The organism is Dyadobacter arcticus (assembly GCF_011762185.1).
GTDB classification, from domain to species: domain Bacteria; phylum Bacteroidota; class Bacteroidia; order Cytophagales; family Spirosomataceae; genus Dyadobacter; species Dyadobacter arcticus.
Window position 1 is genome coordinate 415,552 of the sequence record NZ_JAASQJ010000001.1, and the last position, 14,416, is coordinate 429,967.

15 protein-coding genes are annotated in these 14,416 nt (G+C 43.4%); 5 read left to right on the forward strand and 10 right to left on the reverse strand.

All coding sequences use genetic code 11. From position 1 onward, the window contains the following. Positions 1-219: 219 nt before the first annotated feature. Genes FHS68_RS01850 through FHS68_RS01865 form a run of 4 tightly spaced genes read left to right on the forward strand, consistent with a single transcriptional unit; the run spans position 220 to position 3,384 of the window. Positions 220-606, forward strand: coding sequence for a sugar 3,4-ketoisomerase (locus FHS68_RS01850; RefSeq protein WP_167266727.1), 387 nt, complete (start codon positions 220-222; stop codon positions 604-606). Next, a complete protein-coding gene (locus tag FHS68_RS01855; protein WP_167266729.1) occupies positions 603-1,700 on the forward strand; it encodes a DegT/DnrJ/EryC1/StrS family aminotransferase in 1,098 nt (365 codons plus the stop codon). Before FHS68_RS01850 ends, FHS68_RS01855 begins: the two co-directional genes overlap by 4 nt. Beyond that, the gene (locus tag FHS68_RS01860; protein ID WP_167266732.1) at positions 1,697-2,617 is read left to right on the forward strand and encodes a glycosyltransferase family 2 protein; all 921 of its coding nucleotides are present in this window, start codon (positions 1,697-1,699) and stop codon (positions 2,615-2,617) included. Before FHS68_RS01855 ends, FHS68_RS01860 begins: the two co-directional genes overlap by 4 nt. Continuing rightward, positions 2,614-3,384: a class I SAM-dependent DNA methyltransferase gene (locus FHS68_RS01865; RefSeq protein WP_167266734.1), complete on the forward strand. Its 771-nt coding sequence runs from the start codon at positions 2,614-2,616 to the stop codon at positions 3,382-3,384. The genes FHS68_RS01860 and FHS68_RS01865 overlap by 4 nt, the downstream gene beginning before the upstream one ends. 5 nt (positions 3,385-3,389) lie before the next feature. Here FHS68_RS01865 and FHS68_RS01870 read toward each other — a convergent pair whose 3' ends face one another. After that, the gene (locus FHS68_RS01870; protein ID WP_167266735.1) at positions 3,390-4,268 is read right to left on the reverse strand and encodes a PIG-L family deacetylase; all 879 of its coding nucleotides are present in this window, start codon (positions 4,266-4,268) and stop codon (positions 3,390-3,392) included. A gap of 112 nt (positions 4,269-4,380) precedes the next feature. On the opposite strand from FHS68_RS01870, the gene FHS68_RS01875 reads away from it, so the two are divergent. Then, complete coding sequence (locus tag FHS68_RS01875) at positions 4,381-5,175, forward strand: SDR family NAD(P)-dependent oxidoreductase (RefSeq protein ID WP_167266736.1); 795 nt, start codon at positions 4,381-4,383, stop codon at positions 5,173-5,175. On the opposite strand, the gene FHS68_RS01880 is transcribed toward FHS68_RS01875, so the two are convergent. From FHS68_RS01880 to FHS68_RS01920, 9 genes are all read right to left on the reverse strand, one after another. Beyond that, on the reverse strand, positions 5,168-6,553 hold the full coding sequence (locus tag FHS68_RS01880; RefSeq protein WP_167266738.1) for a high affinity choline transporter 1: 1,386 nt from the start codon (positions 6,551-6,553) through the stop codon (positions 5,168-5,170). The two genes, FHS68_RS01875 and FHS68_RS01880, sit on opposite strands and share 8 nt — an antisense overlap. Before the next feature lie 11 nt (positions 6,554-6,564). Beyond that, positions 6,565-7,533: a hypothetical protein gene (locus FHS68_RS01885; RefSeq protein ID WP_167266740.1), complete on the reverse strand. Its 969-nt coding sequence runs from the start codon at positions 7,531-7,533 to the stop codon at positions 6,565-6,567. 28 nt (positions 7,534-7,561) lie between these two features. Next, positions 7,562-8,971, reverse strand: coding sequence for an MBOAT family O-acyltransferase (locus tag FHS68_RS01890; protein ID WP_167266741.1), 1,410 nt, complete (start codon positions 8,969-8,971; stop codon positions 7,562-7,564). Beyond that, the gene (locus FHS68_RS01895; protein WP_167266743.1) at positions 8,965-10,170 is read right to left on the reverse strand and encodes a cytochrome P450; all 1,206 of its coding nucleotides are present in this window, start codon (positions 10,168-10,170) and stop codon (positions 8,965-8,967) included. Before FHS68_RS01895 ends, FHS68_RS01890 begins: the two co-directional genes overlap by 7 nt. Before the next feature lie 49 nt (positions 10,171-10,219). Continuing rightward, the gene (locus FHS68_RS01900) at positions 10,220-10,468 is read right to left on the reverse strand and encodes an acyl carrier protein (protein WP_167266744.1); all 249 of its coding nucleotides are present in this window, start codon (positions 10,466-10,468) and stop codon (positions 10,220-10,222) included. Between the two features lie 104 nt (positions 10,469-10,572). Beyond that, positions 10,573-12,216: a fatty acyl-AMP ligase gene (locus FHS68_RS01905; RefSeq protein ID WP_167266746.1), complete on the reverse strand. Its 1,644-nt coding sequence runs from the start codon at positions 12,214-12,216 to the stop codon at positions 10,573-10,575. Between the two features lie 83 nt (positions 12,217-12,299). Further along, positions 12,300-12,608, reverse strand: a complete 309-nt coding sequence (locus tag FHS68_RS01910; RefSeq protein WP_167266747.1) for a hypothetical protein — start codon at positions 12,606-12,608, stop codon at positions 12,300-12,302. A gap of 225 nt (positions 12,609-12,833) precedes the next feature. After that, a complete protein-coding gene (locus FHS68_RS01915; RefSeq protein WP_167266748.1) occupies positions 12,834-13,133 on the reverse strand; it encodes a Dabb family protein in 300 nt (99 codons plus the stop codon). A 29-nt stretch (positions 13,134-13,162) separates the two neighbouring features. Then, complete coding sequence (locus FHS68_RS01920; RefSeq protein WP_167266749.1) at positions 13,163-14,254, reverse strand: sensor histidine kinase; 1,092 nt, start codon at positions 14,252-14,254, stop codon at positions 13,163-13,165. Positions 14,255-14,416 lie beyond the last annotated feature (162 nt).

Sequence of the window (14,416 nt, forward strand, 5' to 3'; positions counted from 1 at the left end):
AATGAATATTGGCTTCTAGAGAGATGTTAAGATTTAAAAAAATAATTTACGTAAAGCGTTGATTATAAAATAATTAATAACAGCCTTAGAATAAATCAGTTTTTTATGTAAAGGGTAATTTTGTATTTTCAAGGGAAAATGTCAGTAGTTGACGTTCTTGCTTAATAAAATTATCGCACATTAGGAGCACTATAATTACCCTAACATAAGATTTCTGGTATGCCACAATTAGTTGAATTAGATACTTTTAACACGGATTCTGGAAACTTGACGGTGTTCGAGAAAATTATTCCGGGGACAATAAAGCGTGTTTTTTACATATATGGGGCCGGAGAAACGCAACGTGGAGGCCACAGGCACCATAAGACCTGGAATGCATTAATCTGTATTCATGGAAATTGCCGGATTTATTCCAATGACGGGACCAAAGAAGAATATTTTACACTTGATAATCCGGTATCCTGCCTGATTCTTGAACCCAAGGATTGGCATATTATGGACTCATTTTCGGAGGATGCAATATTGCTGGTATTGAGTAACGAATACTACGATAAGGCAGATTACATTGATGAGCCCTACGCGATGAAGCAGATTTTATCTCAATGATCCCTTTTCTGGATTTAAATCAGGTCAACGCACCGTACCTCAAGGCTATTGAAGAGGCATCAGTCCGCGTTATCAAATCCGGCTGGTACATTCTCGGAAATGAATTAAAATCTTTCGAAAAATCTTTTGCCGAATACTGCAATTCGACTCATTGCATTGGAGTTGCCAATGGTCTGGACGCCATAACACTTATTTTAAAAGCAATGGACTTTCCCGCGGGCAGCCAGGTGATTGTCCCTGCCAATACCTACATTGCTTCCGTCCTTCCTGTCTCTTTTCTTCACCTGAAACCCGTTTTCATTGAGCCAGACATTCGCACCATGTTGCTGGATACCAGCCAGATAGAAAGCAAAATCACACCGCTGACCAAAGCTATCATCACTGTGGATCTGTATGGGAGAAGTTGTGAAATGGATGAGATCCTGGAAATTGCTGAACGCTATCATCTCAGGGTGATTACGGATGCCGCGCAATCGCACGGGGCAACCTATAAAGGTAAAAAGGCAGGCAGCCTTGCCCATGCAACTGCATTTAGTTTTTATCCGACCAAAAACCTGGGCGCTTTGGGTGACGCCGGTGCAGTTACTACTTCTGATGCTGAACTGTCAGAGAAAATAAGAAATTTAAGAAATTACGGTTCGGTAATCCGGTATCAAAATGACTATCAGGGTGTAAATAGCCGCTTAGATGAGATTCAGGCGGCGATTCTTCAGGTCAAATTGCCTTATCTGGATGCTGAAAATCAGCGTAGACGGGAAATTGCAAGACGATATCTGCGGGAGATAAAAGTCAAAGATCTTACATTGCCGCCAGCGGATCGCGTGAATGAAGACGCCTGGCATTTGTTTGTAGTTCGTCACCCCGAACGTTCCGCATTGATCAGATTTCTGGATTCAATGGGCATTCAGACCAATATTCATTATCCATTACCGATTCATTTGCAAAAAGCTTATCAGGAATTCCGACATTTGAGTTTGCCGCTCACCGAGCAAATTCACGAGCAGGTTGTCAGCCTTCCTCTAAATCCAGTTCTGACTGATGAGGAAGTTGCGTATATTATCCAAACGGTAAATCAATTTGATCATCAGACATGAAGTTGTCAGTCGTAATTCCGGTTTATAATAGTGAAAAAACGATAAGGCCTCTGGTTGAAAGACTTCGGAATACATTGGCAGAAATCACGTTTGAAATTGTGTTGGTCAATGATGGAAGCCGTGATGGTTCCGAAAAGATGGGGAGGCAATTAGCAGAGGCTTACCCCAATGTTCGTTTTATTTCCCTGAGGCGCAATTATGGCGAATTTAACGCCGTCATGTGCGGGCTCAATTGGGCTGACGGCGACTATTGCGTGATGATCGATGATGATTTTCAAAACCCTCCGGAGGAAATACTCAAATTAATCCAAGAAGCCGAAAGTGGTGATTTCGATGTGGTTTATACCTACTACGCTAAAAAGCAGCATTCAGTAGGGAGGAACCTCGGAAGCCAATTCGTTAATTGGCTGACCAGCTATTTGTTGAACAAACCAAAAGATCTTTATTTATCAAGTTTCAAACTGATCCGCAAAGAGGTTGTCCAGGAAATCATCAAATACCAGGGCCCTTACCCCTATATCGACGGACTGATTTTCAGGATGACACGAAATATCGGCACCGTTCAGGTCACGCATTTAAAGCGCGAAGAGGGTATCTCTAATTATACCTGGCAAAAACTGATCTCGCTATTCCTTAATATATTGTTCTGTTATTCTTCCTTACCGATCCGCCTTTTTATGCCTATTGGCCTTGGTTTGTTCGGGCTGGGATTTTGCCTTTTGTTTTTTCTTACCGTTCAATGGTTTATGGGTCCCGACCCGAAGGGCTGGCAGGTAGTGACAGCCACATTTATCTTCATTGGTGGGATACAATGTACTTTACTGAGTGTTTTGGGTGAATATATCGGGAAAAGTTTCATGGCACAAAGTGGCCAGCCACAGTATGTAATCAAATATAACAGCGAAGAAGCCACATGATCGATAACCGGTTGGAATACCAGCGCATGTACGAGGTAGAGCGGAAGTTGTGGTGGTATCAGGTGCTGCATGAAAAAGTTTTAAACCAGATCCGTAAACACTTTTCTAATTCTGGATCTGAATTAAGCATTTTGGACGCAGCCTGTGGCACCGGCGGGTTACTGACATTCCTGAAGGAAAATGGTTACTGTAATCTTTCAGGTTTTGATTATTCCCAATACGCCATCGAATTTTCAAACGAGCGTAACTTATCCGTAAGCTTCGGAGATCTTCGAAAAGTTGAAGAATTCAAATCAGCTCAAACGTTTGACGTGATATGTTGCAATGATGCATTATATTTTTTAACCGATCAGGAAATTATAGATGCATTACTCGCTTTTAAAGATCGCCTGAATAAAAACGGGCTACTGATTATCAATATCCATTCATTTGAGGCCTTTTCAGGAACCCATGATCTGGCGGTAGGCAGTCAGAGAAGATTTGAGCTGAAACAATTTATCAATTTTAGCCACGTCGCCGGCTTGAAGATCCATTACAATACTTACTGGCCTTTCGCGCTTTCGCTGCCAATACTGGCCGTGAGGCAATGGCAAAAATTCCAGATCGGTCGGAAAAAGATCAATGTTGAACACGTGGATTCTGATGTGAAATATCCGGGAGACGCCATCAATGGCCTGCTCAAAGGCATCGTAAAAGCTGAATCGGCCTTGCTTCGCAGCGCACCTTTTGGCAGTTCCCTGTTTATGACACTCAAAGCAACTGACTAACCAGGTTACTTCTTTGAAAATCCCGAGTTGTTGATCGTTTCAAAAAGCGCTTTTGCTTTTCCAATCCCAGCCTCACCATTGACTGAGAAATATAAGAATGTTTCCAGCTCTCCGCGATGCATTGCCTGGTTCATATCGCCGCTTTGTGATTTATGCGCAGCTTTTACCCAATCCGCTACAATCATGTAGCTATGCTTTTTATCTTCCCCAAAACTATACGAACGATCAAAATCAAGCGCAGGAACTGATTCACTTACGTTGGTTTCAGGATAGCCCGGCAAACCTGTGAATTTAATGGTACTGTCCTTATTGCGCGATTGTCCTCCCAAAATGACGGGTTTATTTTGGCCCTTGTAACGTTGAACAGCCCGTATTGCGCTGATTGAAGCGGTTTTGTGATGGGCGTGCTGGCCTTCGCTGGGAATCAGACAAATGATAAAATCGTAATTTCCCCGTGCTAGGATCTGATCCAGTCGTTTTTCCACAAACTTAATGTCCCAGTTTTTTCCTTCCAGATAGGGTTTTTCGTCGCGATTATAGTAATCATCTGTCTGATCCAAAAAGAAGAAATTTCCAATTCCCATGATCTCGCCTGAGGCCATGATTTCCTTCTTCCTAATCAGCGGCAAATGTTTGCGTCCTACCGTGGAATCGACCATATCCATTCCATAAAAACTGGAAGCAACCAATCCATTGTAACCTCCGGAGCCATCGGTCATCAACGCCAGATCTGCCGAACCTTTCAGTTCATGCGTAATTTTGAAAATAGTAACGGGAAACATTGTTTCATCGTCGGGATGTGCCGTAACGATCAGAATTCGTGGACTTTGAGCGACAACGAATGATGACAGTGATAAAAAAAGGAGCAGATAAATGTTTTTCATGGACATTTTCATGGGGTGAGGTGTTATCAAATTGTCGATTTCTGCTTGGTAGTGGCAAGAATTTTCAAAACTGATTAGATTACGTAATTTCTTTGAATAACAATAAAAAATTATGGATTTACAACTAAATGATAAAACCGCTTTTATCAGCGGTTCAACACAAGGTATAGGTTATGCGATTGCTGAAAGCCTTTTGAGAGAAGGGGCCAGCGTGATTGTAAATGGCAGATCGGAAAGTAAAGTGGACGATGCTGTCGCCAAGCTCAAAGCGCTTCTTCCGGTTGGAAATGTTTCAGGATATGCAGCAGATTTTTCCAAGGTAGAAGAGGTGAATGCATTATTGTCAAACCTTTCAGAAATAGACATTTTGATCAATAATGCGGGAATTTTCGAGCCAAAGCCATTCACAGAGATCACGGACGAAGATTGGTTTAAGTTTTTTGAAGTGAATGTATTGAGCGGCGTACGCTTATCCCGTCATTTCCTGCCAAAAATGCTGGCAAAAAATTGGGGCAGGATCATTTTCATATCCAGTGAATCGGCGGTCAATATCCCAGAGGAAATGATCCAATACGGAACTACAAAAACAGCGCAGCTTTCGGTCAGCAGAGGATTGGCTGAACTGACAAAAGGTACCAATGTCACAGTAAACACGGTGATGCCTGGCCCGACAAAGTCAGAAGGAGCTGCGGAATTTGTAAAGCAATTCGCTGCCGAAAATAATATCACAACCGAGGAAGCGGAGAAGGACTTTTTCAAAACAGCGAGACCAACTTCCCTACTTCAGCGCTTTTCATCCGTTGAAGAGATTGCAAACCTTGTTACTTACGTTGCCAGCCCACTTTCTTCGGCAACCAATGGATCTGCTTTGAAAGTAGATGGCGGCGTTGCCAAGTTCATCATCTAATATTAATTTTTGGGAATAGTCTGGCCCAGATTATTCCCATAATCATTCCTCCCATACTTGCCAGCAGTCCATAGATCAATGGCGGATAGGTTGTCTCAATCCATTGGCAGATCAACCAGGTGACCAGCCCCATTATCATCGACAGAATGCATCCCAATTCATTGGTTGCCTTCCAATAAATGCCTGCTGCCAGCGGTACAAAAAGCGATACTAAACTGAAAGCAGAAGATTCGGCCACGAGGTCGAAAATGCTTTCGCGCGTGACCGCTAACACAATGCAAATGAGGGTAATGACGATGATTGAAAGCCGGATGATGCGCAAAAGTTGCTCATCGGTCAGGGCCGGATTAAAAAACTTGAAAATATTTTCACCCAAAACAGCGGAAGGTGCCATGATCGCGCTGCTGGTCGTACTGAGGATAGCCGAAACCAATGCGCCAAAGAAAAGAATCTGAAGAGGCAGGCTCATATGTTGTAAAATCATGTTCGGAATAATCATCTGCCCATCTTTCCGGACGTCGGGATACAGGTGATGGCCACAAAGCCCGATGAAAAGAGGGAGAAGGGCTACTGTCAGGTACATAAATGATGAAAGCAATGTTGATCTCACCGCAACATTTTCCGATTTTGATGACATAACTCTCTGGAATACATCTTGTTGCGGGATAGACCCTAACCCAATGGTAATCCACGAGGCGAAATATTCAACCGAACCTTTGAATGTGAATTCAGGATAAAAACGGAAAAATCCGTCGGGGGCTGCCTGAATAAGCGGCTGAAAACCACCTACTTTTTGGTAGAGAACCACCGAAACGATAATCAGGCCGACAATGATCATGATGGTCTGAAGAAAATCTGTAATCGATACGGACCACATTCCGCCCCAGATCGTATAAACGATGACGACGAACGAACTGCCCAGAATGCAAGCAGTCAATGACCAGCCCATGATGACTTTCAGTACAATTCCCATCGCCAGCAATTGGGCGGCAATCCAGCTAAAATAGGATGGGATGATCAGGATCGCGGAAATTAATTCAGCCCTTCTTCCATATCTGATCCTGAAAAAATCACAGAAGGTTATAATGTTCATTTTGTAAAACTTTCGGGCAAAGAATAACCCGATCAGCAACAGACAGAGCGCGGCTCCAAACGGATCCTCAATAACACCCAATAACCCGTGCTCGACGAATTCGATAGGCGCACCCATGATGGTTTCAGAGCCAAACCAGGTTGCGAAAGTTGCCGATGCCGCTAGTACCAAAGGGAGTCGTCTTCCTGCCAATAAAAAATCCTGGGTGCTGGAAATTCTGCGCGAGGCCCAGAGCCCTATACCTAAATTGGCCAGGAAATAGGCGAAAATGGAGAATGCAAGCATTTATGATGGGTCTACAAATTGCTAAGTCTCAAAGATTCCTTCTGTAAAAACTGTGTGTAAATAGCCGCTCCTTTTCGATTCAGATGATGTGGGTCGAACAAATTTTCGGGTTTGAAAAACTCATTCAGCATTGATCCGGATGGTAAACGAATCAGGTTTTTTTCAGGCAGGTAAGGCGCTACCTGCGCCAGGATCAGGTATTCAGCCTCTGTAATGTTATTCGGATAAAAGAAAATGACTTCTTTCCCGGCCGAAGCTGCATTCGCTATCAATTGGTTGATTTTTGAAATATAATAAGTATTCGGCTTTGATCGCCGGACCTGTGCCAACATTTGTTGTGTTGCTTTTTTGTTTGCGAGCAGACGATCATTAGTTTGGGAAAGAGCCAAAGCAACGGATTGGTGCCCATTATCAATTAATGCTGCCCGGCCTTCGATGGGGTCGTGGACGGGATTGACGATCTTTTTAGCGGTTTCGATCTGGGGAGCAATGGAAAGCATTTGAAATAAAGTGCTGTTTAACCCCCTCAAAAAGCTGCTGACTTTATCGGACGAATCAATGTTAGAACAATCGGCCATCACGTTTGCCCTGAAAATGGCATCTTGTATCACATATTCTGGTTTTAACGCAACGGTACTGTAATCCAGCGCGCTCAATTCGACATATATGTCTTTGACTGCCAGGTTATTCACCAGAATTTGATCCGCTATCCGAAGGGAGCTTTGTGGTGACAGACTAAAAATGCCAAAATTGTAACTGTGCGTTTTTTGATGATTTAATGAATCGAACAGTGCAGGATCAATGCCAAATAGAGTTCTGCTGGTTCCGATAAAAATAACATTGGGGTTAAATGTTCGGCAGAGATTTTCTCTCGCATTCACGTCGCGCCTGGGATCTGTGTAAACTCTCGCAATGATCAGTACCGATATTATTTTAACGAAAATGATCAGTACCAGCCACTTTGTAATTTTCGCAATCATTGGTCAGGTGATATCCGGCTGGTTGATTTTAAAATTGTATGTAATAAAAATTGGTAACGGTTGGTCTTCCGAATACCAGTACAAGCTGAATAAGTAACAACATGGATAGCCTGCGGTACAGAGGCTTTCTTTTGAGCAGGAAAGACGCTATATCCTCTTTTTCACCCATTTTGTAATTAAAACCATCCATTACAAAAAAAAGGCAAATTGCCAGAAAGAAGCCCGGAGTCATCAATGATCCCGCGCCAGACGTAAAGCCAAACATGCTGCTGTATAAATGTATCCCGCTGCTCAGTTCCGCAGCACGGAACCATCCCATGATCAATGTTCCTGTGAGGAGTCTGATCACCACGCGCAATACATAATGTACCTGCGAACCGATGGTAAGGCCGAGTTTTGAATAAAATATCAGCCAGAATTGCTTTGTCCGCATCTCAAAATTGATGTAGGCCCATTGGAGGGAACCCCAAATGACAAATGACCAGCTTGGTCCATGCCATAATCCGGTGATAATGAAGGTAAGGAGCCGGTTGAATTCCAGGCGGTTCCTGTTAGTAACCCCTTTACTGATATTAAAAAACACATAATCCCGGAACCAGGATGTGACGGTTATATTCCAGGACGTCCACGATTCGGTGCGTGATGGCGTAAAGTAATACCGGTTTGCAAAGTTTTTGCTCAGCTTTATTCCTAAAAGTCTGGCAGAGCCCATGGCAATGTCGCAGTAACCTGAGAAATCGCAGTAAAGCTGGACTGAAAAGAGCAGAATGGCGAAGGTGACCGAAATGCCAGTGTATGCGCCGGGCTGATCAAACACGGGATTGGTAATGTCAGAAAAACGTGCTGCTAACACCATTTTTTTAAATAATCCCCATACAATGAAACAAATGCCGGCCTTGATATTTTCCTGCTGGTACGAAACCGGATTTCGGAGTTGCGGAATGAGTTGCCGTGCTCGTTCCAACGGACCGGCAAGTAGGGTCGGAAAAAAGCCGAGGTAAACCATGAGATAACCCAGGTGGTTTTCCGGCTTAATATAGCGTCGGTGGACGTCGTAGAGATATCCGATGATTAGAAAAGTATAATAGGAAATGCCGATGGGTGCGAGCCAGTTCAGCGCCACCGGGGATGCTGAATCATGGATGGGAACCAGATATTTGAAAAAGACAAGGGGTAGGAGGCAGACAATGATTGAAATAGTGAGTAATGCTTTTCGTCGCTTTTTAGAATATTGCGCATTGCCCAGATACTTGCCTGCTACGTAAAAGATCCCCACCAGAATCAGCCACACGGGAAGGTATTTTCCACTCCAGCTAAGGTTGAAGAGCGTACTGATAATCAGCAGAAAAGCCCATTTCCAGGTATTCTTAACCTTATAATATGCCGGAACAATGAGAAGTAATAAGAGGAGATAAGTGAAATCCGTGAATTTTACCATCGTGCTTGTTGTAATAACACGGGCAAACTCTTGTATCCTCTAAAAAACACCTTCGAATCCCACTGAGGTGATTTGGATGGATGCAAACGGATGTCAGGAAACGCTGCCATGAAGCTGGGAAGGAATTTTTGCAATTCAAACCGGGATAGCCGGGCGCCGAGACAATGGTGAATGCCAAACCCAAAACCAATGTGCGGATTGGGTTTACGTGTAGGTAAAAATTCATCCGGATTGTTGAATACAGCGGGATCTCTGTTCGCAGACGCCAGGCCCAGCAATACAGTCCTGCCTTTTTTCAGTTGCAGCCCTGCAAATTCCATATCCTCTTTGATCTGCCGTGGAATCCAGTTGACGGGACTGACATAACGGATCAGCTCTTCAACCGCAATGGCGCAATCCTGATGGGTATTCCAGTCGACTTTTTTGTCCCGGTTTTCAATCAATGTTGCAATACTTCTCGTCAGCAGTAAGGTAGTCGTTTCGGTTGCTGCGTTGACCAGGAATTCCCAGGTACCGATGAGCTGGCTGGCCCTGCCACTGCCCATTATTTCTCGCATTTCGAGGAGAAGACTATTGGTAACATGGCTTTCGTGCCGGTCAAATGTCTCTGAAAGATAACTATGAAAATGGCCGGACATATCGGCACATTCGCGCAATTTATTGATTGATAATGTTTTCTCAAATATCAATGTGATGACATAGGAGAATTTTTGAATAAAATCATAATCCGACTTTTTCAGATGAATGATCTTACTGATCATCAAAAAGCTGAACTGTCGTGCTATTTCTACCAGATCGGCTTCTTCCTGTTCTGCAAATGTCGCGACAATCTCGTTGACGGATTCGGTGGTGATTTTCTCATAATCGGCCTGATAAAACTTCTGATTTACAAAACGCCGGTGTTCCGCATGCTTTTCGCCATTCATAAACAATAGCCAGTGACTGAGGCTTTCGCCAAATTGGAGCAGTCCGGGGTCATTATCTGCGATCGCGGAGACAATTTTGAATCTTTCCGCAAAGTCGAAGTTTCTGAAATTACCCGGGTCAGATAAAATCTTTTTCACGTTTCCGTAATCCATCACTACCAGATCACCAAACATATTCAAGTGGACCGGATCGGATTTGCGCAGGTCACCGATCAGTTCGGAATAGTTCTGATTGATTTCGGTGTGCGAGGACCAAATAGCGGCTACAGACATAAGCTAGTATTAAGGGAGGCCTTGCATATCCAAGAAAAAATAGTGCTGTTTATACTTCCTGATTTTCAATAATCCATTGTGTGGTAGCAGCAATAGTGCCCATTTCCCAAAAAATGGACGGGCTCAATTCCATTCCGATCCATTCTTCCAGGTCGGTGGTAATATTGACAAGGATGAGAGAGTCCAGGCGAAAATTGACAATGTCGGTGTCAAGGGCTACTTCGGATGGATCTATCTCGGCTTGGATAGAGATATGCTTGACGATCCAGTCGGATATTTCGTTAAAAGTTTTAGGCATCAATAAAGTTGAGTTGGGTAAAGGGTTATTGTTTGTGAATGTAATATCAAACTTTGTCAAAAAAAATCGTAAAGCTGTTTAATGTAACTTCAGATAACTAAAAGTTAATTTTCGGCAAAAGCCTGCCGCGCTTTCAGCCTCTGGATCTTACCACTTGAAGTTTTCGGCAGTTTCCCTGGATCTATCAGCACTACTCTATGCACAATAAGCCCGAATGCCAGTCCAATGCTATGAGCAACCCTGGACTTAATTGAATCAATATTATCGTCTAATAGTGCGATTCTCCTTACTTCACTGACGATCATCAAAGCCTCTCCCTCTTCGGTTTCTATCGAAAAAGCCGCCGTCGCATTGGGCTGAATGGCGTCGTGACATCCGCTTACAACTTCTTCAATGTCCTGGGGGTAATAATTTACGCCTCTGATGATGATCAGTTCTTTGATACGACCAGTAATGAAAAGTTTTCCGTTTTTCATAAACCCGAGATCGCCAGTCCTCAGAAATGGGCCCTTCCCGCAATTTGTAAATGCCCGGAATGTATCATTTGTAATTTCTTCATTTTGCCAGTACCCTAATGCTACGCCTGCATTTTTAACCCATATCTCCCCGATTTTGGCATTGCCGAGGGTTATTTTTTGTACAGGTTCAACAATTTGCACCTCGGTATATTCCACCGGTGGGCCGCAGGCTACCACTTCTTTCGAGCCAGAATCCGTAAATTTTTGATAAATCAATGGTGTCCCATTTAAGTGCAGACTAACTGCCAGCGTTGCTTCTGCTAAGCCATAAGCAGGTACCAGGCTTTCTTTTTTAAAACCGGTGACCTTCATTATTTCGGCAAATCTTTCGAGGGTGGAAATCCGGATGGGTTCAGCTCCTACATAAAGTACGCGCAATGAACTGAGATCCAGCATCAACACTTGTTCGGGAGCTATCCGGGCCAAGCAATGGTCCAGCCCAAAACCTGGTCCGCCGCAGAAACCAGCCCGATATTGGCTGATCGCTTGAAGCAATAGAAAAGGTTTTGTAATGAAAATCAGCGGCGAAATGACGATCCCCGAACCTCCGGTGTAAATGGGTGATAATAGCCCGTCGACCAGTCCCATGTCATGATAATGTGGTAGCCAGGTCACGGAAGTATCCGCGGCGGTGCGCCCAAAGCAATGATTGATCGCACTGAGATTAGCAACCAAATTAGCGTGACTGATCATGACCCCTTTCGGGCGGCTGGTGGAGCCTGAGGTATATTGTAAATAGGCGGGTTTGCTGGTATCTGGCTTAATTCGATCCCGCTGGACAGGAGGAAGTTCCGCAGCAAAATCATCTGTAAAAAACCAATCAATTTCATGTTTCAACAATGCTCTGGAAGCGTCATTTTGACGCTGAAAAAGCATTTTGTAAGTCTTTCTATTGGTGATGATACCAGCCGCCCGGCAGTCGCCAATGATATTTAATATCCGGTTGACACCCGATTCTGAATAGCCGATCGGACAGGGTACCGCCACCAATCCGGTGTGAAGCGAAGCCAAAAAAAATCGAATGAATGCCGCTTCTGCCGGTAGCAGGATGATAACCCTGGAATCTGGCTCGTACCGGGCTGCCAACTGTCCCGCAGCCGCTGAAATTTCTTCTTTTAAGTCCAGGTAATTTAGCTTTTCAGCAACTTCGCCGTTTTTATCAATGTACCGGTAAGCCGATTTGTAAGGATATAATTTTGCATTCGACTCCAGTATTTCCAATATATCCATAAAAGCAAAAATATAAGAAAAGGTGACAAACTAAGACGTGTGTCTTAACTTGTCACCTTTTCTTATTATAAAAAAGCCTTTTATTACCTTCTCGGACCTCTGCTTCGTGAGTCGTGTCCGTAACGGTTTCCGCGGTTATATTGCTGTCTGTACTGCCTGTTATCATTTCGGCTGGATCTGTAATGGTCCGCATGAATGACCCTTCTGTGCGGAGGTCTTACGACCACAACCCGTGGACGAGGAGCAACACGGTAGCCGTAGCCGTAACCGTAATTTGGTCTGTATCCGTAATCATAACCGGGGTTATACGAGGACCTATATGTACAAGATGAAATGCTTATTGCTGCAATAATCGTAACGATAACTGTCAGCAGGAATTTGTTTGTCTTCACGGCTTTAGGTCGTTTTGTTGTAATGTTAAAACGATTGCCGGAAAGTAAAAGTGCCCTGAGAGAAGTCTTGAGGCTTTCTGGATAAGGGTTTTCATAATGTTATCAACAGCATTAACACAACATAAATGTCATATAACGCGCTGAAATGGCATTAAATATAAAATAAGTAACAGGTTATCCACATTACCAATGTGGATAACCTGTTAACAAATATTAGGGATTATATTAAGCCTCAACATCATAAATCACAACCTTTTCCCAGAGATGTGCGCAATCAGAAACGAACTGTGTGTGCAGCGGGTGAACCTGATATTCGTTATGCGCCGCTTCGTCTGCGAAAATCAGAATCTCTGCCAAATCGTATGTTGAGTCAATAACAGGTCGGCGGGTAGCTGCGGGAGGACCAATAAAAACAGATTCAATGGATTCAATTGCTTCCAGGGATTTTATTCCTGCAAGCAATGCACTTTTTGCCTCTTCGTTGCCTTTTTCTTTAAGCCAAAAAAATACATTATGTACAAACATGGATATTGGATTATGGAGTTATAAGTTGGTTAAGGACTCACTGGTGATAATGCCTCATTCTCAGTCTTTTCGATCAATGTTTGGGTAAATGCTTTTTCCAATTTGAACGAGAAAGTGGTCCCCTTATCAGGTTTCGACATGACTGCAATTTTAGTATTATGTGCGTTCAGGATATGTTTTACGATCGCCAAACCAAGTCCTGTCCCTCCGATTTCCTTGCTCCTGCTTTTATCGACCCGGTAAAACCTTTCAAATATACGGTTCAAGTGTTCATGTGGAATGCCCGGTCCATTATCGCGCACCGCTATTTCTACATATTTTTTGCCTTCATTAAAGTGCACGATCACCTTTCCGCCCTCATTTCCATATTTCACTGCATTCTCGATCAGGTTTAGCATTACCTGCTCAATGCGATCTGCATCGGCTTTTACCCAAACTTCGGGGATATCATCTGGCTTCACTTTCAGGCTTACTCCCCTATCCTGGGCAATGTTTTCGAGTCGGCTGAAGATGTTGTTGGTGAGCAAGCGCATATCCATAGGCAACAAATTCATCTTGATATCACCCGTCTCCATTTGGGAAAGCACAAGTAAATCTTTGACGAGAACATCCAGGCTATCGAGGTTTTTGGCTGCTTTTTTCAGAAACCGTTCGCGTACATTTTCGTCCTCCATGGCACCGTCCAGGAGCGTATGGATAAAACCTTGTGCCGCAAAAATGGGTGTTTTAAACTCGTGGGAAACATCAGCCAGGAATTCTCTCCGGAATAATTCGAGTTTTTTTAGCTCGTCAATTTCCTTCTGTTTTTTGGTTACATATACGAAGATCTCATCATTAATGGTTTTCATCGGGTTAGACTCCTGGATCAGCTTTTTACGGGGAGTCATGCTAAAATCCTTCATTTTAAGCTTGTGAATGGTGCGGTACATATTGTTGACCTCCCGGAAAACCAGGATATCGACCGTATAAAGGATCAGAAAAAAAGAGGAAATAAAAGAAGCGATGGCGGACACGAAAAGCATTCCTTTTGAAACACCTTCCACAAAAGCCAGAAAAGAAGTGGTGATCAGTGATATAAGGAAAGCAAGAATAAAAGCAATAGAGCGGGGACTTAGCGACATAACCTCGACATTATAGCCTTAAAGTTAACATTTCTGCCCCGAAGAACGCATGAATTTATTATTTAAGAGACTTAGTTAATGGTTTGGTAATGTTGGAATTGCCGTGTATCCATTTGTCATTAGTAGTCATTTCTTGTTCTTATGATTTCCCAAACAATGAAT

What these genes read in the sequence shown, in the direction of transcription:
- FHS68_RS01850 (WP_167266727.1), top strand. Translation starts at nt 220, where the DNA reads ATGCCACAATTAGTTGAATTAGATACTTTTAACACGGATTCTGGAAAC.
- FHS68_RS01855 (WP_167266729.1), top strand. Translation starts at nt 603, where the DNA reads ATGATCCCTTTTCTGGATTTAAATCAGGTCAACGCACCGTACCTCAAG.
- FHS68_RS01860 (WP_167266732.1), top strand. Translation starts at nt 1,697, where the DNA reads ATGAAGTTGTCAGTCGTAATTCCGGTTTATAATAGTGAAAAAACGATA.
- FHS68_RS01865 (WP_167266734.1), top strand. Translation starts at nt 2,614, where the DNA reads ATGATCGATAACCGGTTGGAATACCAGCGCATGTACGAGGTAGAGCGG.
- FHS68_RS01870 (WP_167266735.1), bottom strand. Translation starts at nt 4,268, where the DNA reads ATGAAAAACATTTATCTGCTCCTTTTTTTATCACTGTCATCATTCGTT.
- FHS68_RS01875 (WP_167266736.1), top strand. Translation starts at nt 4,381, where the DNA reads ATGGATTTACAACTAAATGATAAAACCGCTTTTATCAGCGGTTCAACA.
- FHS68_RS01880 (WP_167266738.1), bottom strand. Translation starts at nt 6,553, where the DNA reads ATGCTTGCATTCTCCATTTTCGCCTATTTCCTGGCCAATTTAGGTATA.
- FHS68_RS01885 (WP_167266740.1), bottom strand. Translation starts at nt 7,533, where the DNA reads ATGATTGCGAAAATTACAAAGTGGCTGGTACTGATCATTTTCGTTAAA.
- FHS68_RS01890 (WP_167266741.1), bottom strand. Translation starts at nt 8,971, where the DNA reads ATGGTAAAATTCACGGATTTCACTTATCTCCTCTTATTACTTCTCATT.
- FHS68_RS01895 (WP_167266743.1), bottom strand. Translation starts at nt 10,170, where the DNA reads ATGTCTGTAGCCGCTATTTGGTCCTCGCACACCGAAATCAATCAGAAC.
- FHS68_RS01900 (WP_167266744.1), bottom strand. Translation starts at nt 10,468, where the DNA reads ATGCCTAAAACTTTTAACGAAATATCCGACTGGATCGTCAAGCATATC.
- FHS68_RS01905 (WP_167266746.1), bottom strand. Translation starts at nt 12,216, where the DNA reads ATGGATATATTGGAAATACTGGAGTCGAATGCAAAATTATATCCTTAC.
- FHS68_RS01915 (WP_167266748.1), bottom strand. Translation starts at nt 13,133, where the DNA reads ATGTTTGTACATAATGTATTTTTTTGGCTTAAAGAAAAAGGCAACGAA.
- FHS68_RS01920 (WP_167266749.1), bottom strand. Translation starts at nt 14,254, where the DNA reads ATGTCGCTAAGTCCCCGCTCTATTGCTTTTATTCTTGCTTTCCTTATA.